The 18780-nt window shown below is 31.4% G+C and carries 14 protein-coding genes; 11 read left to right on the top strand and 3 right to left on the bottom strand.

Annotated elements, in window-relative coordinates; genetic code table 11:
* Genes N534_RS0102640 through N534_RS0102630 form a run of 3 tightly spaced genes read left to right on the top strand, consistent with a single transcriptional unit; the run spans position 1 to position 1643 of the window.
* A complete protein-coding gene (locus tag N534_RS0102640) occupies positions 1-333 on the top strand; it encodes a hypothetical protein (RefSeq protein WP_028890994.1) in 333 nt (110 codons plus the stop codon).
* Between the two features lie 43 nt (positions 334-376).
* Positions 377-697 (top strand): T9SS type A sorting domain-containing protein, encoded by a 321-nt coding sequence (locus N534_RS0102635; RefSeq protein WP_028890993.1) that lies wholly within the window; start codon positions 377-379, stop codon positions 695-697.
* A gap of 4 nt (positions 698-701) precedes the next feature.
* Positions 702-1643 carry a ribonuclease Z gene (locus tag N534_RS0102630; RefSeq protein WP_028890992.1) on the top strand — a complete coding sequence of 314 codons (942 nt, stop codon included), beginning with the start codon at positions 702-704 and terminating at the stop codon, positions 1641-1643.
* On the opposite strand, the gene N534_RS0102625 is transcribed toward N534_RS0102630, so the two are convergent.
* Complete coding sequence (locus tag N534_RS0102625) at positions 1640-2002, bottom strand: CoA-binding protein (protein ID WP_028890991.1); 363 nt, start codon at positions 2000-2002, stop codon at positions 1640-1642. The genes N534_RS0102630 and N534_RS0102625 overlap by 4 nt on opposite strands.
* 102 nt (positions 2003-2104) lie before the next feature.
* On the opposite strand from N534_RS0102625, the gene N534_RS0102620 reads away from it, so the two are divergent.
* Positions 2105-4552, top strand: coding sequence for a TonB-dependent receptor domain-containing protein (locus N534_RS0102620; protein WP_028890990.1), 2448 nt, complete (start codon positions 2105-2107; stop codon positions 4550-4552).
* A gap of 87 nt (positions 4553-4639) precedes the next feature.
* Positions 4640-7009 (top strand): outer membrane beta-barrel family protein, encoded by a 2370-nt coding sequence (locus N534_RS0102615; RefSeq protein WP_028890989.1) that lies wholly within the window; start codon positions 4640-4642, stop codon positions 7007-7009.
* 54 nt (positions 7010-7063) lie between these two features.
* Here N534_RS0102615 and N534_RS0102610 read toward each other — a convergent pair whose 3' ends face one another.
* Complete coding sequence (locus N534_RS0102610; protein WP_028890988.1) at positions 7064-8074, bottom strand: 3-oxoacyl-ACP synthase III family protein; 1011 nt, start codon at positions 8072-8074, stop codon at positions 7064-7066.
* 109 nt (positions 8075-8183) lie between these two features.
* On the opposite strand from N534_RS0102610, the gene N534_RS0102605 reads away from it, so the two are divergent.
* Positions 8184-9575, top strand: a complete 1392-nt coding sequence (locus N534_RS0102605; RefSeq protein WP_028890987.1) for a Gfo/Idh/MocA family protein — start codon at positions 8184-8186, stop codon at positions 9573-9575.
* Between the two features lie 65 nt (positions 9576-9640).
* On the opposite strand, the gene N534_RS0102600 is transcribed toward N534_RS0102605, so the two are convergent.
* Positions 9641-11443 (bottom strand): sodium:solute symporter family protein, encoded by a 1803-nt coding sequence (locus N534_RS0102600; protein WP_028890986.1) that lies wholly within the window; start codon positions 11441-11443, stop codon positions 9641-9643.
* Between the two features lie 71 nt (positions 11444-11514).
* Between N534_RS0102600 and N534_RS0102595 the strand changes: the two genes are divergently transcribed.
* The 5 genes from N534_RS0102595 to N534_RS0102575 all read left to right on the top strand — a co-directional run bounded on the left by N534_RS0102595 (position 11515) and on the right by N534_RS0102575 (position 18747).
* Positions 11515-12408: a sugar phosphate nucleotidyltransferase gene (locus tag N534_RS0102595; protein WP_038005233.1), complete on the top strand. Its 894-nt coding sequence runs from the start codon at positions 11515-11517 to the stop codon at positions 12406-12408.
* Positions 12399-13472, top strand: coding sequence for a phosphotransferase enzyme family protein (locus N534_RS0102590; protein WP_028890984.1), 1074 nt, complete (start codon positions 12399-12401; stop codon positions 13470-13472). The genes N534_RS0102595 and N534_RS0102590 overlap by 10 nt, the downstream gene beginning before the upstream one ends.
* A gap of 74 nt (positions 13473-13546) precedes the next feature.
* Positions 13547-15967: a S9 family peptidase gene (locus N534_RS0102585; protein ID WP_028890983.1), complete on the top strand. Its 2421-nt coding sequence runs from the start codon at positions 13547-13549 to the stop codon at positions 15965-15967.
* Between the two features lie 134 nt (positions 15968-16101).
* Positions 16102-18012 (top strand): molecular chaperone HtpG, encoded by a 1911-nt coding sequence (gene htpG, locus N534_RS0102580; protein WP_028890982.1) that lies wholly within the window; start codon positions 16102-16104, stop codon positions 18010-18012.
* A gap of 123 nt (positions 18013-18135) precedes the next feature.
* Positions 18136-18747 (top strand): GDSL-type esterase/lipase family protein, encoded by a 612-nt coding sequence (locus tag N534_RS0102575; protein WP_028890981.1) that lies wholly within the window; start codon positions 18136-18138, stop codon positions 18745-18747.
* Positions 18748-18780: the final 33 nt, after the last annotated feature.

Genomic DNA, 18780 nt, shown 5'->3' with positions numbered 1-18780 from the left:
ATGAAAACAGAACATAAAACAGCTTATACATTAATAACCTCTGATGAAAATTCCTTTTCAAAATTCTTAGAAAGTTTTGAAAAAGAATATGTTACTCTTACAGGAAAAAACCTGATTCTTGTAATTTCAGAGCAATTTAATGCCTCTAACAAAAATATTTTGCTATTTTTGAAATACGCTCATGAACATCAAAACAATGGCATGTCTTTTGTAGTTGTATCTAAAGATGTAGACATTGATGAATTTCCTGAAACTTTTAACATCGTTCCTACTTTGATAGAAGCAGAAGATGTTATAGAGATGGAAGATATTCAACGCGATTTAGGTTTTTAACCTTATTTTTTAGTAATTATTCATTCCCCCTAAATGATAATCTATGGTAAAAAAAATACTATTTTTAACTTTTTTCTTAGCTATTTCCGTTGGTTTTTCTCAAGAAAAATCAATCGAGAAGTTGGTTGCATCCCCTAACCCTTTTACAAACAGTACTACTATTTATTTTGACGCTAAAAACGATCAAACAGTTATTTTAACTGTTAGAAATGTGTTAGGCAAAACAGTTTATAACAAAGAATTAAAAGTTGTTAAAGGACGTAATTCTTTTCCGTTTCAACGTAACGATTTAAAATCTGGAATGTACATTTACGCAATACAAAGCAATAAAGAAATTATTTCTAAACGCTTTGTAATAAAATAAATGAATGAGTTTACACTTGACTATTTTAGGTTGTCATTCTGCAACCCCAAGAGTTAATGCCTACCCTACTGCCCAATATTTAGAGATTAATAATCGACATTTTTTAATTGATTGTGGTGAGGGTACTCAACGACAAATGCGTAAATATAAGGTTGGTTTTTCTAAAATCAACCATATTTTCATTTCTCATTTACATGGTGATCATTTCTTTGGTTTAGTTGGTTTAATTTCAACTTTTGGTATTTTAAACCGTGAAAGAGAACTGCATATTTATGGTCCTAAAGGAATTAAAGAAGTTACAATACTTCAATTAAAAGTTTCTAAATCGTGGACCAAGTATCCTATTATTTTTCACGAATTAGACTCTAAAGAAAGTGAGCTTATCTTTGAAGATGATAAGATTTCTGTAAGAACTATTCCTTTAGATCATAGAATATATACCAACGGTTTTTTGTTCACGGAAAAACCAAAACCTAGAAAGTTACATATTGAAAATATTCAGCAATATGAAGAGATTGAAACTTGTGATTTTCATAACATAAAAGCGGGTAAAGATTTTATTCTTTCTACAGGAGAGGTTGTTCCCAACGAAGAACTTACTATTGATCCTCCTAAACCATTAAGCTATGCTTTTTGTAGTGATACAGCATACAAACCAGGTATTGTTTCTATCATTAAAGATGTTGATTTACTCTACCATGAAGCTACTTTTTTAAAAGATAGAGAAGATTTGTGTGAGAAAACAAAACATTCTACAGCCGAACAAGCTGCTTCTATTGCTAATCAAGCAAATGCTAAAAAATTAGTTATAGGTCATTATTCTAGCAGGTATAATAATTTGGAAGATTTTAAAGCTGAAGCTCAAACTATCTTTAAAAATGTAGAACTAGCCGAAGCAGGGAAATTATACAGTACAGACGATTTTCCTATCGAAATTTTAAATTAATACTGCCTTGTTGATAAGAGAACTAAAGTACAAGCTATTTCAGCTTTAATTCCATGATTTTCTAATTTTTTAATAAGCTCAACATTTTCCGTTCCTGGGTTAAAAATAACCCTTTGTGGTTGTAAGCTTACTATGTAATCATAATACTCTTTCTGACGTTCTGGATTCAAATACAAAGTTACCGTATCTATATCAGAAAAAAGTTTCTTTTCTACTTCTATAGTAACATTACCTACTCTACCTTCCCGAGCACCTAATGCCAAAGTTTCTATGCCATTACTTCTCAATCTTTTAATAGCGATATTGGAATATCTCGTAGGGTTTAAAGAGGCTCCGAGAACCAAAGTCCGTTTTTTCATCTTATGTTAATATTACGTTAAACAACGTTAACTAAAGTAACAAAAATACTCTATAGGTAGTCTATTAAGCATCAAAACAACCTAAATCTAAAAAACAACCAAATGAAAAACATATTCATCATACTCTTAACTGTGTTTAGCACAAGTGTATTTGCTCAAATGCCCAAGAGTAATCTTCCGAAACCGGGAATCGTCTCTGGTAAAGTAATTGACCAAACAACCAAACAACCACTACCTTATGTTAATATTATAATCAAAGATGCTGCCAAAAAAATTATTACTGGTGGTATTACTGATGATGCTGGGCTTTTTTCAGTAAAAAACATACCTGAAGGGAATAATTTTGTTGAAGTTCAATTTATAGGGTATAAAACTTTCTCAAAACCTATTTCAGTTAGTAATAAATCGAATAAAGTAGACTTAGGAACCATTTCTTTAGAAGAAGATAGCACTACTTTAGATGAAGTAGAAGTAAGAGCAGAAACTTCTTCGGTAACTCAAAAAGTAGACAGGAAAGTAATTAATGTTGGTAAGGATTTAACCTCTGCAGGAGCTACGGCTTCAGAGTTATTAAACAACGTACAATCAGTAAGTGTTGATAGTCAATCAGGAAATATTAGCTTACGTGGTAATGAAAACGTACGTGTACTGGTAGACGGAAAACCTACAAACATTCCTGCTTCTGAATTATTAAAACAAATTCCTTCTTCATCTATTAAAAGTGTTGAGTTAATTACGAACCCTTCTGCTAAATACAACCCTGAAGGAATGAGTGGTATTATTAATATCATTCTTAATAAAAATGCCAACATGGGATTCAATGGTTCTGTAAACACAGGGGTTGAAGCTGGTCATTTTGTACGTTACAATGCTTCTACTAACATGAATTATAAAACAGGAAAAGTAAACTTCTTTGGAAACTATGGCTTTAGAGGAGGTGATAATTATAATTATGGATACATTAATAGACCTGGTGAAAACTATCAAGACTTTGTTTTTCAGAATGATGATGAGTCACACTTATTTAAAATTGGAGCAGACATCTATTTAGATGATAAAAACACCCTTTCGCTTTATACAACCCAAAACTGGTTTAATGTTTTTGCTAAAGGACGCGCTATAATTACAGATAATAATGGTGATTTAATAGAGTACTCTCCTAACACCCAAAACAATGAAAGTCATAATCAAGCTTACAATGTAAATTATAAACACGATTTTGCTAAAGAAGGTCACTCTATTGAGTTTGAAGCTAACTATTCTATAAACGATGCGCCAAACTATTTAAATAACTATTTCTTAGAAGGTACTCAGCCTGATTACTTCAATGATATTAATAATGATAGAAAAAGTACATTATTAAATTTAGATTATACAAACCCTATCTCTAAAAACGGCAAACTTGAATTAGGTTTAGAGTATCGAGTAAACAGTACAGACAACATTAATCTTACAAACCAACAAATTGTATTAGAAGATATTAATGGTAATAAAACATTTAGAGATGTAGGAGACTCTTATTTTAGCTATGACAGAGATATCTATTCAGCTTATGTAAACTATGGCCACCAGTTTGGTAAACTATCTATGCAATTAGGAGCTCGTCTTGAGCAATATGAAATTGAAGGTAACTTTACAGGACTAGACGTAAATGGTGATGTGAAAAACGATAAAGTTACTGATAACATTTTTAGTGTATATCCTTCAGCTTTTTTCACTTATAATCCTAATGAGGCAGATCAATTTCAATTAAGCTATAGCAAAAGGGTAGACAGACCAGGAATACAACAAGTTAACCCTATTAGAGAATGGAGTACTCCTTTAATCACATCAGTTGGTAACCCCGAGCTTGTTCCTCAGTTTACGAACTCTGTTGAATTCAACTATACTCGAAAAGTAAAAGGAGGATCTATAACATTAGGTAGTTTTTACAGAAATATTACTGATGTAATCAATAGAGCTACTTACATGGATTCTTTAGATGAAACCAACACTAAACAAATATTAACTTTTGCTAATTTCGATGACACAGATGCTTATGGTTTAGAGTTCTCTGTAAACTATAAAATAGCTAAATGGTGGAGAGCTAACGCTAGTATGGACTACTATTCTCAAAAACAATTTGGAACCACTGATTTTAGCGACCCTAACGCTTCTACTATTGAAGTTAAAACAGACATTTTTAACGCACGTATAAGCAATAGCTTTACAGTATCTAAAAAATTACGTTTACAATTATTTGCAATGTATAGAGGACCAAGAGAAGACATTCAATGGGACGTAGACCCTATGAAAATGGTTAACATCGGAGCTAACTATACCATTCTTAAAGGAAAAGGAAATATTAATCTTAGAGTTAATGACATTTTTAATGACATGAGATTTAAGTTTAACTCTGAAAGACCTTTTGTTCAAAACGGACGTTTTAAATGGGAAAGTAGAACTGCTTATATTGGATTCAACTACAGGTTTGGTGGAGGAAAAAACAAAGCTCGCGCAAGAAAACAACGCGATAATAACGAAAACCAAGGAGGAGGAGGCTTCATGTAACATTAACCTTCTTAAATTATTTAAAAAAAACGAAGTATTTTACTTCGTTTTTTTTTATTTTTAGCGCAATTTCATTCCCTTCAACATATGAAAAAATTGCTTATACTAATTTCATTCCTAAGCACTTATTTGTGTTTAGCTCAAAATTCACAGCTAACAGGAACCATTTTAAACAAAAAAAACAATCAACCAATACCATTCGTTACTATTACTTGTAAAAACACTTCTAACGAAATAATAACAGGGGGTGTTTCTGATGAAAAAGGTAATTTTAAAATTGAAAAACTTCCTAAAGAAAGTTTACTCTTGTCTTTTCAATTTATTGGTTACAAACCGCTCGAAAAAAAAATTGATCTCAACAAAAACAGTAAAATAGGAACTATCTTTCTTGAAGAAAATACTACTCAATTAGATGAAGTTGAAATACAAGGAGAAACTTCAACTATTGTTCAAAAAATTGATAGAAAAATTATTAATGTAGGTAATGATTTAACTGCTGCGGGAGCTACCTCTTTAGAAATGCTTGAAAATATTCCTTCAGTAGATGTTAATCAGCTTTCGGGTACTATAAGTTTACGAGGAAATGAAAACGTTAGAGTTTTGGTAAACGGAAAACCTTCCAACATAAATACAGCTCAATTATTAAAACAAATACCATCTAACTCTGTAAAAAGTGTTGAAATAATTACAAACCCTTCAGCAAAGCATACACCTGAAGGCATGAGTGGTATTATCAATTTAATTCTTAAAAAGAATACCAAAATTGGTTTTAATGGAAGTTTGTCTGCTGGTATTAAACAAAGTAGAAATTTAAGACCCGAACTTTCCTTAAACACAAACTATAAAACAGGAATTACTAATTTTTATCTAAATTATAATACGAGCTGGGGAGACTATGAAACATTTAATGATTTTGAAAGAACCGACATTAACTTAACTCAAGATTTTGACTTTTTTAACAACTCAAAAAATCATAATATTAAGTTTGGTTTAGACATAGATATTACTGCTAAAAGTATACTGTCTATGTATACTTCTCTAAATTTTGACAACAATAGCTTGTCCACAAATACCCTTGTCCATGAAAACAACTCTTTAGTTTTCAACAACAAAAGTATTTCTAATTACAATCAAAAAAACGAAACTTACAATATTGATTATGTCTATAATTTTGATGATAAAGGTCAGAACTTAGAAATTGAGCTCAACCATTCTCTTACAAGAAATCCTGAAAAAACTATTAATAAAGAACTTATCAATCCTAGTTCAAAAGAATACAATTACACAAACAATATAAAAGACACACGAAAACTTTGGTTATTGAATGTTGATTATGTAAAACCTATAAAATCTGGAAAATTAGAATTAGGATTTGAATTTAGAAAACAAGATTTTTATAATTTAATACTTACTGATAGAGAACACATAAATAATTCGGCTGCTCTTGAACCTGTAGGAAATACAACGTTAAGTTATGACAAAAATATTTATTCAGGATATCTAAATTTTAACAAGGAGTTCAAAAAAATTTCAATTCAAGCAGGTATAAGATTAGAACAATTTAATTTAGATGCTCTTTTTTCGAATACTGAACAAGGAAACACCATTTTAAGAAATAATATTTTTAGTTGGTATCCTTCAGCATCAGTTCTATACAGCTTTACTGAAAAAGACAAGTTACAATTTGCTTATAGTAGAAGAATTGACAGACCTTCTGCTTATCAAATAACTCCTATTCAAGAATGGTTTTCGCCTCTAACTATATCAAGAGGAAACATTAATCTACAACCACAATTTACTAACTCTCTAGAGCTTAATTATACTAAAACAATCACTAAAGGCTATATATCGTTCGGAACATTTTATCGAAGAACAAATGATAAAATTGGCCGATTATTACAGCAAGATGAACAAAATTCAGACAGAATCATTACTTCATTTACCAATTACGATTATGCCGATAGTTATGGTATTGAACTTTCTGCTAGTCTTAAACCAACCAAATGGTGGACGTTAAACCCTTCTTTCGAAACATATATACAAGACTCTCAAGGTGTTTTAAACGGTAACTTTGAAACGGTAAAAAACACCTTAGTAAAAGGACGTATAAGTAACTCTTTTAAAGCTTCAAAAAAACTGAGTTTCCAATTATCAGGTATTTTTAGAGGTAAGAGTGAAAACATTCAATACATAGTACAACCATATACAATGATTAATGCTGCAGCTAGATTAAAGATATTAAACGGTAAAGGAAGTATCACCTTAAGGGGTACTGATATTTTTAATAATGTAAACTTTGATTACATATCAAATAATCCATTTACACAAAAAGGAAAATACATCTTAGAATACAACTCAATTTACCTAGGTTTCTCTTATAATTTTGGGAGTGGTAAAAACAAGAGTAAAAACAGAAAATACAGAGATAATAATGAAGCCCAAGGAGGCATGTTTTAATAAAAAAGCCGAAGTATTAACTTCGGCTTTTTTGTTTTTATATATAGAGTAAAATTACCAACGAATCACTACCGATCCCCAAGTAAATCCACTACCAAAAGCAGCTAATACTACCAAGTCACCATCGTTTATTTTTCCTTTTTCCCAAGCCTCTGTCAATGCTATGATAACTGAAGCAGCAGTAGTATTACCATACTTCATAATATTATTATATACTTTATCATCAGACAACTGGAATTTCTTCTGAATAAATTGTGCAATACGTAAGTTTGCTTGATGAGGAATTAACATATCAATATCTTCTTTTTGCAAACCGTTAGCCTCTAAACCTTCCATAATAGCTTCTGAAAAACGAACTACTGCATGTTTAAATACAAATTGTCCATTCATATATGGATAATATGAAGTATCATCAGGGTCGTTTTCTTCAATAATAGTATCAACCCATCTTCCTGTTGAAGGTCCAATTAACGCCAATTCTTTAGCGTGCTTTCCTTCCGAATGTAAATGAGATGATAAAATTCCTTTACCCTCTTCTTCACTACGAGATAAAACTGCTGCTCCAGCTCCATCTCCAAAAATTACGGTTACTCCCCTACCTCTAGTAGATTTTTCTAAACCTCCAGAATGATTTTCAGATCCAATTACCAAGATATTCTTATACATTCCAGTTTTAATAAACTGATCAGCAACAGACATTGCATAAATAAACCCAGAACATTGATTACGAACATCTAATGCTCCAATAGTAGGCATATCTAACAAGTCTTGAATTTGTACTCCTCCTCCAGGGAAATATAATTCAGGACTCAACGTAGCAAAAACAATAAAATCTATATCATCTTTTGTTAAACCAGCACGCTCTATAGCTATTTTAGCTGCTTTAGCACCCATAACTGATGTAGAGTCATCAGATGTCTTTGGATCAATCCAACGACGTTCTTTAATACCAGTTCTTTCTTGAATCCATTCATCACTCGTCTCCATGAACTGAGTCAAGTCATCGTTAGTCACTACGTTCTCAGGAACATAATAACCTAATCCTGTAATTTTTGAATTATACATATTTTTTAAAGTTGATTATTTTGTTGTTGTCAATTGCAGCCTGTAAAAATAGTAATTAATTAATACCTTTACAAAAAGACATAAAACTACAAATATTAACTAATTATTTATGAACAGAAAAGATTTCCTCTCATTATCAACCAAAGCTGCTATGTTTTTTGGGTTGTCTACTGCTATTTCGTGTAAAGAAGAGACGAACGACAAAACCATTCCTCTATTAAATAAAACTGCAAAAGGAAGTGCTTTTGCTTTAACTGTACCAAAAATAGACAAAGTTAATGTTGGAATTATTGGCTGTGGAAACCGAGGACAAGTATTAGTGCAAATGTTTGATTGGTTGGTAAAAAATGATAACGCTGAAATTGTAGCTGTTTCTGATTTACGTAAAGAAAAAACAGACAAACTAAACGAACATCTTCAAAAAACACATGGTAAAACAGCCGATGCGTATTATGGAAATCCTGAAGAATGGAAAAAGGTTGTTGAACGTGATGATATTGATTTATTAATAATTGCTACTCCTTGGGAATGGCATACACCAATGGCTTTATACGGAATGGAACAAGGTAAACATGTTGCCTGCGAGGTTCCAGTAGCTTATACCTTAGAAGATTGTTGGAAGTTGATAGAAACAGCAGAGCGAACTCAAAAACATTGTATGATGTTAGAAAACTGTTGTTATAACAACGAAGAACTATGGGTATTGAATATGGTTAATCAAGGTGTCTTTGGTGATTTAACACATGCTGAAGGTGCTTATATTCATGATTTACGCAAACATTTATTAGATGAAAAATACTATGAAGATCAATGGAGAATAAAACACCACTTAAATAAAGATGGTAACTTTTATACTACACATGGATTGGGACCAATAAGTCAGTATATGGATATTGGTCGTGGTGATACATATGACCATGTGGTATCTATGAGTTCTCGTGAAAAAAGTTTAAGCGACACTGCCAAACATGCAGGAATAAATAAGTTTTCTAATATTAAGTGTGGTGATATGAATACCACCATGATAAAAACTAAATTAGGAAAAACTATTATGCTTCAATTTGATGTACATACAGGTAGACCTTACGATCGTTTAAATACCGTTGTTGGTACAAAAGCTGTACACGAAGGGTATCCTTCTAAATTATATATTAATGATGAAGAATTAGCTTGGTGGGGACACGAATGGTTAAAGCCTGAAGAATACAAAGAATATAGAGAAAAATATAATCATCCACTTTGGGACAAACTAAAAACACAAATCTCGGATAACTCAGTAGGTCATGGAGGAATGGACTTTGTAATGATTTACCGCTTAATTAGATGTTTAAATCAAGGATTACCTTTGGATATTAATGTGTACGATAGTGTTTTATGGAGTGCGATTACACCTCTTTCAGAGTTATCAGTAGCACAAAACAGTAGTTCTATTAAAGTTCCAGATTTTACTGGTGGAACTTGGAAAAACAACAACAAATCAGAAATGTTAAGAGACATTTAATCTATAATCAAAAAACACTAACTTGTAATGAGCTAGTGTTTTTTTAGTATTTATTTTAATCTGTTTTATAAAAAATTCACTTTAATCTTCTTCCACAGGCTAAGTAGAATATATACTGTTATGAATGCAATTCCTGTTAACACCATAGCAATTGTATAGTTTCCATAAATCCAATTTCCTGTAGCAAACAAACTGCTAAAAACTAAAATACAACCCGTAAAAGCAGCTAGTAAACCATTTCCTAAATTAACCGTTTCTGTTTGCTCATCTATTCGTATATTTTTCTCTTTTGCTTTAGCTAACACATACAACCATCCTGCCTTTTTAGGTTGAATTCTCTTATAAAAATTAATCAGCACTTCATCATCTTCTGGTTTCGTTAATAAAGTTACCAACACCCAAACAATAGTAGTACAGAACACCACTAATGGAAATTGCCAATAGCTTTCAAATACTCCTTCATTTCCAAATAAATATTCAGAATTAAAATAAAATATTAAAGAAAAAATTCCTGATGCTATCATTGCCGAAATTTCACTCCACGCATTGATACGCCACCAAAACCAACGTAATAAAAATATAAGTCCAGTTCCTGCACCAAACATTAATATAAATTTAAAAATCTCTAACGCATTGGTAAATAGTAAAGCTAATATTGCGCTAAAAATCATTAAAAAAACAGTGGCTAATTTCCCTACATTTACTAATTTTTTCTCACTAGCATTTGGATTTATATTTTGTTTATAAAAATCATTTACTATATAAGAAGCTCCCCAATTTAAATGAGTAGAAATTGTACTCATGTATGCAGCTACTAATGATGTAAGTACAACTCCTGCTAATCCACTAGGCAAAAATGTTAACATGGCTGGATACGCTAAATCATGTCCTAATTTATCATCTGACACATTAGGGAAAGCCTCTTTTATACTAGCCAAATCAGGAAAAACAACTAATGAAGCCAATGCTACAATAATCCATGGCCACGGGCGTAAAGCATAATGTAAAATATTAAAGAAAAAAGTTGCTCCAATAGCATGGTTTTCATTTTTAGAAGCCAACATTCTTTGAGCGATGTATCCCCCCCCACCAGGTTCAGCTCCAGGGTACCAAGCACTCCACCACTGCACTGCTAAGGGAATAATAAAAATTGATATAAGCAATTCCTTATTATTGAAATCTGGCAAAATTGATAACTTATCTACGACGTTAGGATGTGTTAACAAATTCTCTAACCCATCTACTTCAGGATGATTTACAGAAACCACTGCAGCCCCAACAGCTCCTATCATAGCGACAAAAAATAATAAAAAGTCGGTATACACTACTCCTTTAAATCCCCCAATAGCACTAAAAATTACAGTAACTACAGAAGCAATCCCTATTGTTTGAATCGGTGTTAAACCTAACATTACCTCTCCTATTTTTATAGCAGCTAAGGTTACACCAGCCATTGCTAAAACATTAAAAAATATCCCAAGGTATAATGATCGAAATCCTCTTAAAAATTTGGCTGGTTTCCCTCCGTACCTAAGCTCATAAAACTCTAAATCTGTCGTTGATTGACTCTTTCTCCATAGTTTCGCATAAATAAAAACGGTTAGCATTCCTGTTAGTAAAAAGGCCCACCAAACCCAGTTTCCAGAAACTCCATTGGTTCTTACTATATCTGTTACTAAGTTAGGTGTGTCTGTAGAAAAAGTTGTGGCTACCATAGAAACTCCTAATAACCACCAAGGCATATTTCTACCAGATAAAAAATACTCAGAAGTACTTTGCTTTGATTTTTTCGAAACCCAGATTCCTATTCCTAATGTGATGCTGAAAAAAATAAAGATAAAAGTATAATCAATCGTAGTTAAGTTCATGAAATAAAATTTAATGTCGACCAAAATAATCAATCAGATTAAATTATATTGGGCTTTTTTAAATAAATGTTATGACTTTAGTAATTCTTGCTGCTGGTATGGGAACTCGATATGGCGGATTGAAGCAATTAGACACTATTAGTAATGAAAAAGAAGCTATTATCGATTTTTCGATATATGATGCTATTAAATATGGTTTTAAAAAAGTAATTTTTGTGGTTCGAAAAGACTTTTTAGAAACAATAAAAAGCTTATACCTACCAAAGCTTCAAAATAAAATTAAAGTCGAATTTGTTTGTCAAGAAGTAAGTAATATTCCAACAGAGTTTAAAAACAATAACAGAATAAAACCTTGGGGAACAGGGCATGCACTTTTATCTGTTAAAAATGTTGTGAACGATAATTTTTGCGTAATCAATGCTGATGATTTTTACGGAGCCAATGCTTTTTTTAAAATAGCTAAGTTTTTAAAAAACACACCTATATCTTCAACTAAATATGCAATGGTCGGGTTTAAAATTCAAAATACACTTTCTGAAAACGGAACCGTTTCAAGAGGAGAATGCTATCTTGACTCAGGTAATTATTTAAAAAGAGTTGTTGAATGTACTAACATTAGTTTAGTTAACAACCGTATCGTTTATTCCGAAAACAACCAAGAGAAGGAAATTCAAAAAAACAGTTTAGTTTCCATGAATTTTTGGGGATTTACACCTACCATCTTTCAAGAAATGGAGACACTATTTCATCAATTTTTAAAGGAGAATTACCGAACAGAAAAAGAAGAGTTTTACCTGCCAAGTGTAGTAAATTACTTACTAGAAAACCAAATAGCCACTGTAAAAGTTTTAGAAACCAGCTCTAATTGGTTAGGAGTTACCTATAAAAAAGATAAAGCGGCAGTAATTTCAAAAATAACTGAATTAAAAAAAGACGGTGTATACCCAGAAAGCTTATGGAATTAGAAAAAAAAATAGCCACTATTTTTCAGCAATTTCAAACCGAACACACTTTCAAGGGTTTTAAAACATTTAATTCTGGCCATATCAACGATACTTTCTTAATTCTTACTCAAGAAAAAGTAAGCTATGTACTACAAAGAATAAATACAACTGTTTTTAAGAAAGCTACCGATGTTATTCATAACAAAATAAAAATCACCCAACATTTATCCAAAAAAGGAATACAAACAATTCATTTTATTCCTACCAAAGAAAGTAACTATTCCCTAATAGATGATGATAACCATCTTTGGAACTTGTCTGAATTTATTGAAAACTCTCAAACCTATTTAAAAGTTGAATCTAACGATATTGCGTATCAAGCAGGCTTAATTACTGCTGAATTTTTAGTACAAACATCTGATTACGAAAACGATTTGGTAGAAACATTACCCAACTTTCATTCAATACCTTTCCGTTTTCAAGAATTTCAAGAAGCTTTAGTTTCAGCTTCAAAAACAAGAAAACAACAAGCCCAAAAATGGATTGATTTCGCGTTAGCCAACAAAAAAGAAATGATGGTACTTGAACATGCTATCAATCAAAAAGAAATTCCGTTACGAGTAACTCATAATGATACTAAAATTTCTAATATTTTATTCGACACCAACAACAAAGCTATCTGTATGATTGATTTAGACACTGTAATGAAAGGATGTATACATTTTGATTATGGAGATGCTTTACGAACCATTTGTAATACTGCTAACGAAGATGAACCGAATGTTTATAACATAAACTTTAACCTTGATTATTTTAAAAATTACACAGAAGGTTTTCTTAAAAATTTAGCTGATAATATTTCTAAGCAAGAAGCAAGCTATCTTCCTATAAGTATCCAAGTTATGACTTTTATTATGGCGCTTCGCTTTTTAACAGATTACTTAAATAATGATGTTTATTATAAGACTAAACACCCTGAACATAATTTAGATAGAGCTAGTAACCAATTTACTCTAGTTGAAAAAATTAAAGAACAAAAACCTTTTATTGAAAACTTTATAAAAACCATTTACAATAAACCTTAAGTTTATTTTAACATTTACAAATTTTCATCTATAAATCAAGGACTTATATTTGAAGTTAAACATTTACAATTAATATGAAAAAAATTAGCTTACTACTATTACTTGGTATCTCCTTTTTCAGTTTTTCTCAAGAAAACATAGGATATCAAGAACCACCTAAAGAAATTTTAAACCTTGCTGATGCTCCATCTACTCCTAGAATTAGAATGAGCGATAATGCTGAAAATATTGTCTTTTTATACGCTAACAACTATAAAAGCATTGAAACCTTATCAGAAAAGGAAATGCGTTTGGGAGGATTAAGAATCAATCCTAAAACCAATATTAATAGCAGACAAAGTTATTACAACGATATAAAAGTAAGAATTGGTAGAAAAGGAATTGAAAGTACTGTTACTGGATTACCAGCTAAAGGTCGCTTTGCTAACTTTTCTTGGTCACCAGACCAACAAAAAATGGCTTTTACAAATACAACTACTACTGGTGTAGAATTATGGATTATAGATATTAACGCTAAAAAAGCAAAAAAACTTACTTCAGCTACTCTTAATGCTAATATGGGTAGACCTTTTTCTTGGTTTAAGGATAGTAACTCTTTATTAGTTAAATTTATTTCTAAAGAAAGAAAAGAGTTAATCGACACTAAAACTAGCATTCCTTCTGGCCCAACTATTTCTGTTAATCAAAAAGGAAAAAAGGCACAAAACAGAACTTATCAAGATCTTCTTAAAAACAAAACTGACGAACATAATTTTGAGCAGTTAGCTTTGTCTGAACTACAAAAAGTAGACCTTGAAGGAAATAAAAGTTCTTGGATGAAAGATGATATGTATAGAAATGTATCTTTTTCTCCTGATGGTAATTATATTATGATTACCATTATTCAAAAGCCATTTTCGTATTTAGTTCCTTATTATAGGTTTCCTGCCAAAACTAATATTTATGACACCAATGCTAATCTAATTACTACAACTCTTGAAGTTCCTTTGATAGAAGATTTACCTAAAGGTTTTATGGCTGTTAGAAAAGGTAAAAGAAATTTAAGTTGGCGTAGAGATAAACCTTCAACCATTTTCTGGGCTGAAGCTTTAGACGAAGGAAACCCTGAAAACGAAGTACCTTATAGAGATGAAGTTTTTGAATTAGAAGCACCCTTTAATGGTAAGGCAAAATCACTAATCAAAACTATTGGTCGTTTTAGTACTATAAATTGGGGTAATAACAATGCTGCAATAGCAGAAGATTATTGGTGGAATACAAGAAATACTAAATCTTATTTCTTTAATCCTTCAAAAAGTTCTATAAAACCTATTACTATTTATGATAGAAATTACCAAGATAGATACAGCGACCCAGGGTCGTTCGTTACAAAACGTAATGAGTATGGTCAATATACACTAGAAATAGTTGATAATAATGTTTTCTTAATTGGAGATGGTTATAGTAAAAAAGGAAAATTCCCTTTTGTTGATAAGTTAAACTTAAAAACACAAAAGACATCAAGATTATACCAATCTAAACTAACGGATAAAGTTGAGAGTATAGTAACTTCTTTAGACATGAAAAAAGGAGAAATTATAGTTGGTATAGAATCTAAAAGTGAGTTTCCAAATTATTTTGTAAGAAATATCAAAAAGAAATCTACTCCTATCACTCCGTTAACAACATTTGAAAACCCTTTCAAAAGCCTTCAAAATATTTATAAAAAAGTTATTAAATACAAACGTGAGGATGGGTTAGAGTTATCTGGTACTTTATACCTACCTAGTAACTATGAAAAAGGAAAAAAGTATCCTATGATTATGTGGGCCTATCCAAGAGAATTTAAAGACAAAAGTAGTGCTGGTCAAAGTACATCTAGCTCTAATGAATTCACCTATCCTTGGTACGGATCACCTATTTACTGGGTAACTAGAGGTTATGTAGTATTAGATGATGCTTCTTTTCCTATTGTTGGTGAAGGAAAAGAGGAACCTAACGATACTTTTATAAAACAACTAGTAGGAAATGCTAAAGCTGCAATAGACGCAGTTGATGAATTAGGATATATAGATCGTAATAAAGTTGCTGTTGGCGGACATTCTTACGGTGCTTTTATGACTGCAAACCTATTATCACATTCTAACTTATTTGCGGCTGGTATTGCAAGAAGTGGAGCGTATAATAGGACGTTAACTCCATTTGGTTTTCAAAGTGAAGAGCGTAATTACTGGGAAGCTCCAGAAGTATATTATAACATGTCTCCTTTCATGCATGCAGATAAAATGAAAACACCTCTTTTATTAATTCATGGAGAAGCAGATAACAACTCAGGTACTTATCCTTTACAAAGTGAGCGTTATTTTAACGCATTAAAAGGACTTGGAGCTCCTGTTAGACTTGTTATGCTTCCTAAAGAAAGTCATGGTTATAGAGCTAAAGAATCTATTATGCATATGCTTTGGGAACAAGATCAATGGTTAGAAAAACATGTTAAAAACAGAAAAACAAACTAACCCATAAAAATTAAGCTGAACGCCTTTACCTCAAAGTAAAGGCGTTTTTTATGTCATCTTGTCACTAATTTTTATTTGGTATTTTTTTTGACTATTCATTCAGCAGAAAATAATATTAAATAAAATATATACTTATGAGTAAAGGAAACATTAATGTATCGGTTGAAAATATATTTCCACTGATTAAAAAATTCTTGTATTCTGATCACGAAATCTTCTTACGTGAGTTAATTTCTAACGGAACTGACGCTACTACTAAATTAAAGCACCTTATTTCTATTGGTGAAGCAAAAACAGAATTAGGCGATGCCAAAATTGAAATAAGTATCGATAAAGATGCAAAAACCTTAACTATTAAAGACCAAGGTATTGGTATGACCATAGATGAGGTTGAAAAATACATCAATCAAATTGCCTTTTCTGGTGCTGAAGAATTCTTAGAAAAATATAAAGATGATAAAAACGAAACAGGTGTTATTGGTCACTTCGGATTAGGTTTTTATTCAGCGTTTATGGTTGCTGATAAAGTAGAAATCTTTACCAAATCGTTTAAAGATGAACCAGCTGCTCACTGGACATGTGATGGTTCTCCTGAATATACTTTAGTAGAGCACGACAAGTCTGATAGAGGTACTGAAATAGTATTACATATTGCTGAAGATTCTACAGAGTTTTTAGAAGAAGGAAAAATCCGTGGGTTACTAACTAAGTACAATCGTTTTAACCAAGTGCCAATTAAGTTTGGAACTAAGAAAATAAACGATCCTGACTTTACTCCTAAAACTACCAAAGACGAAGATGGTAAAGAAGTAACGGAACCTCACAAACAAATTGAAGTTGATAACATCATTAATAATACAGAGCCTGCATGGACTAAAAAACCAGCAGATTTAGAAGATGAGGACTATAAAAACTTCTACCGTGAGTTGTATCCAATGCAATTTGAGGAGTCTTTATTCCATATTCATTTGAATGTAGATTATCCATTCAACTTAACAGGAATTTTATACTTCCCTAAGTTAACGCAGAATTTGGATATGCAAAAAGACAAAATTCAATTATACCAAAACCAAGTATTTGTAACAGATAATGTAGAAGGAATTGTTCCTGACTTTTTACAAATGCTAAAAGGGGTTATTGATTCTCCAGACATTCCTTTAAATGTTTCTCGTTCTTATTTACAAGCGGACGGAGCTGTTAAAAAGATTTCTGGATATATCACCAAAAAAGTAGCGGATAAACTTTCTTCTCTATTCAAAAACAACCGTGAAGACTTTGAGCAAAAGTGGAACGATATCAAGGTTATTATTGAATACGGAATGTTATCAGAAGAAAAATTCTTTGATAAAGCGAAGAAATTTGCCTTATATCCAACTGTTGATGGTAAATTCTTTACGTTTGATGAATTAGTAGAAAAAACGAAAGATGCTCAAACTGATAAAGATGGAAATCACATCGTTTTATACGCTGCACACAAAGATGCTCAACACAGTTATATTGAAGATGCAAAAGCAAAAGGATACGAAGTATTGTTATTAGATTCTCCTATCGTTTCGCATTTAATGCAAAAGTTAGAAATGGAGTCTGGTGACGCTAAAGTACAATTTAAGCGTGTAGATGCTGACCATGTTGATAATTTAATTAAGAAAGACGACACTGTAATTTCTAAACTTTCTGATGAAGAAAAAGAGAAATTAAAACCAGTTATTGAAGGAGCTGTAAACAATACAAACTATACAGTACAATTAGAAGCTATGGACTCTAGTGCTTCTCCTTTCTTAATTACCGTACCAGAATTTATGCGTCGTATGAAAGAAATGAGTGCTACTGGTGGTGGAATGATGGGAATGGGTAACATGCCAGAAATGTACAACTTGGTAGTTAACACCAACCACGAGTTAGTATCGGAAATCTTAAATGCTGATGAAGACAAGCAAAAACAATTAGTATCACAAGCTTTTGATTTAGCTAAACTATCTCAAAACCTATTACATGGTGAAGAGTTAACAAACTTTATCAAACGTTCTTACGAATTAATTAAATAATGACGAATCGTCATAGATAAATTAAAAAACCTCTTTGTGAAAACAGAGAGGTTTTTTGTTTTTCAATTATCTACAAAAAACATTAGCTTCGTTTCTCTTAAAAACTAACATCAATTTAAGACTATGACACATATTATTTGCTTTGGAGATAGTATTACTAGAGGTGAAAATGATATTGAAAAAGGTGGTTGGACAGATCGTTTGAAAGCTTACTGCATGGAACTTTTTCTAAAAAACAGAAAAGATGAAATTTGTGTTTTTAATATGGGAATTGGTGGAGAGACAACAGAAGGTCTAATTAAACGATTTGTAAACGAGTTTGATACAAGGCTTTTAAAAGATGGAAATAATATTGTTACTATAGCTTATGGTGCTAACGATATTGCTTTGTTAAACGGTAAAAACACTGTTTCTCTAGAAAAATTCTATGAGAACCTTAATTTCTGTATTGACTATGCCTTAAAACAAAAGGCAACTGTTTATTTAATCAATATACTTCCAGTCATAGAAGATGATAATAATACTAAAAAGAGGTCTTTAAAAGACATTTTAAGATACAACGATGTATTGTTATCAATAGCACAAAAACAAAACATCAATCTTATTGATGTACATAGCAAATTTGATATTACTAAAGAGAATTTACTCACCTACGATGGTGTTCACCCTAACGCTGAGGGACATGAAAAAATATCCAATATAATTAAAGAATCTATTTTACCTAATCACGATTAACAATCTAACCCTCTCTTTTTCTTTTTGGTATAT

Source organism: Tenacibaculum sp. 47A_GOM-205m, assembly GCF_000518405.1.
In the GTDB taxonomy this organism is placed as follows: domain Bacteria; phylum Bacteroidota; class Bacteroidia; order Flavobacteriales; family Flavobacteriaceae; genus Polaribacter; species Polaribacter lutimaris.
Note: the sequence above shows the minus strand (reverse complement) of the source record. Positions and strands in the feature narration are given on the sequence as shown.

Coding starts and splice junctions, on each gene's coding strand:
- N534_RS0102575 (WP_028890981.1), top strand. CDS start 18,136: ATGACACATATTATTTGCTTTGGAGATAGTATTACTAGAGGTGAAAAT.
- N534_RS0102600 (WP_028890986.1), bottom strand. CDS start 11,443: ATGAACTTAACTACGATTGATTATACTTTTATCTTTATTTTTTTCAGC.
- N534_RS0102590 (WP_028890984.1), top strand. CDS start 12,399: ATGGAATTAGAAAAAAAAATAGCCACTATTTTTCAGCAATTTCAAACC.
- N534_RS0102615 (WP_028890989.1), top strand. CDS start 4,640: ATGAAAAAATTGCTTATACTAATTTCATTCCTAAGCACTTATTTGTGT.
- N534_RS0102630 (WP_028890992.1), top strand. CDS start 702: ATGAGTTTACACTTGACTATTTTAGGTTGTCATTCTGCAACCCCAAGA.
- N534_RS0102635 (WP_028890993.1), top strand. CDS start 377: ATGGTAAAAAAAATACTATTTTTAACTTTTTTCTTAGCTATTTCCGTT.
- N534_RS0102585 (WP_028890983.1), top strand. CDS start 13,547: ATGAAAAAAATTAGCTTACTACTATTACTTGGTATCTCCTTTTTCAGT.
- N534_RS0102640 (WP_028890994.1), top strand. CDS start 1: ATGAAAACAGAACATAAAACAGCTTATACATTAATAACCTCTGATGAA.
- N534_RS0102625 (WP_028890991.1), bottom strand. CDS start 2,002: ATGAAAAAACGGACTTTGGTTCTCGGAGCCTCTTTAAACCCTACGAGA.
- N534_RS0102595 (WP_038005233.1), top strand. CDS start 11,515: ATGACTTTAGTAATTCTTGCTGCTGGTATGGGAACTCGATATGGCGGA.
- N534_RS0102610 (WP_028890988.1), bottom strand. CDS start 8,074: ATGTATAATTCAAAAATTACAGGATTAGGTTATTATGTTCCTGAGAAC.
- N534_RS0102605 (WP_028890987.1), top strand. CDS start 8,184: ATGAACAGAAAAGATTTCCTCTCATTATCAACCAAAGCTGCTATGTTT.
- N534_RS0102620 (WP_028890990.1), top strand. CDS start 2,105: ATGAAAAACATATTCATCATACTCTTAACTGTGTTTAGCACAAGTGTA.
- htpG (WP_028890982.1), top strand. CDS start 16,102: ATGAGTAAAGGAAACATTAATGTATCGGTTGAAAATATATTTCCACTG.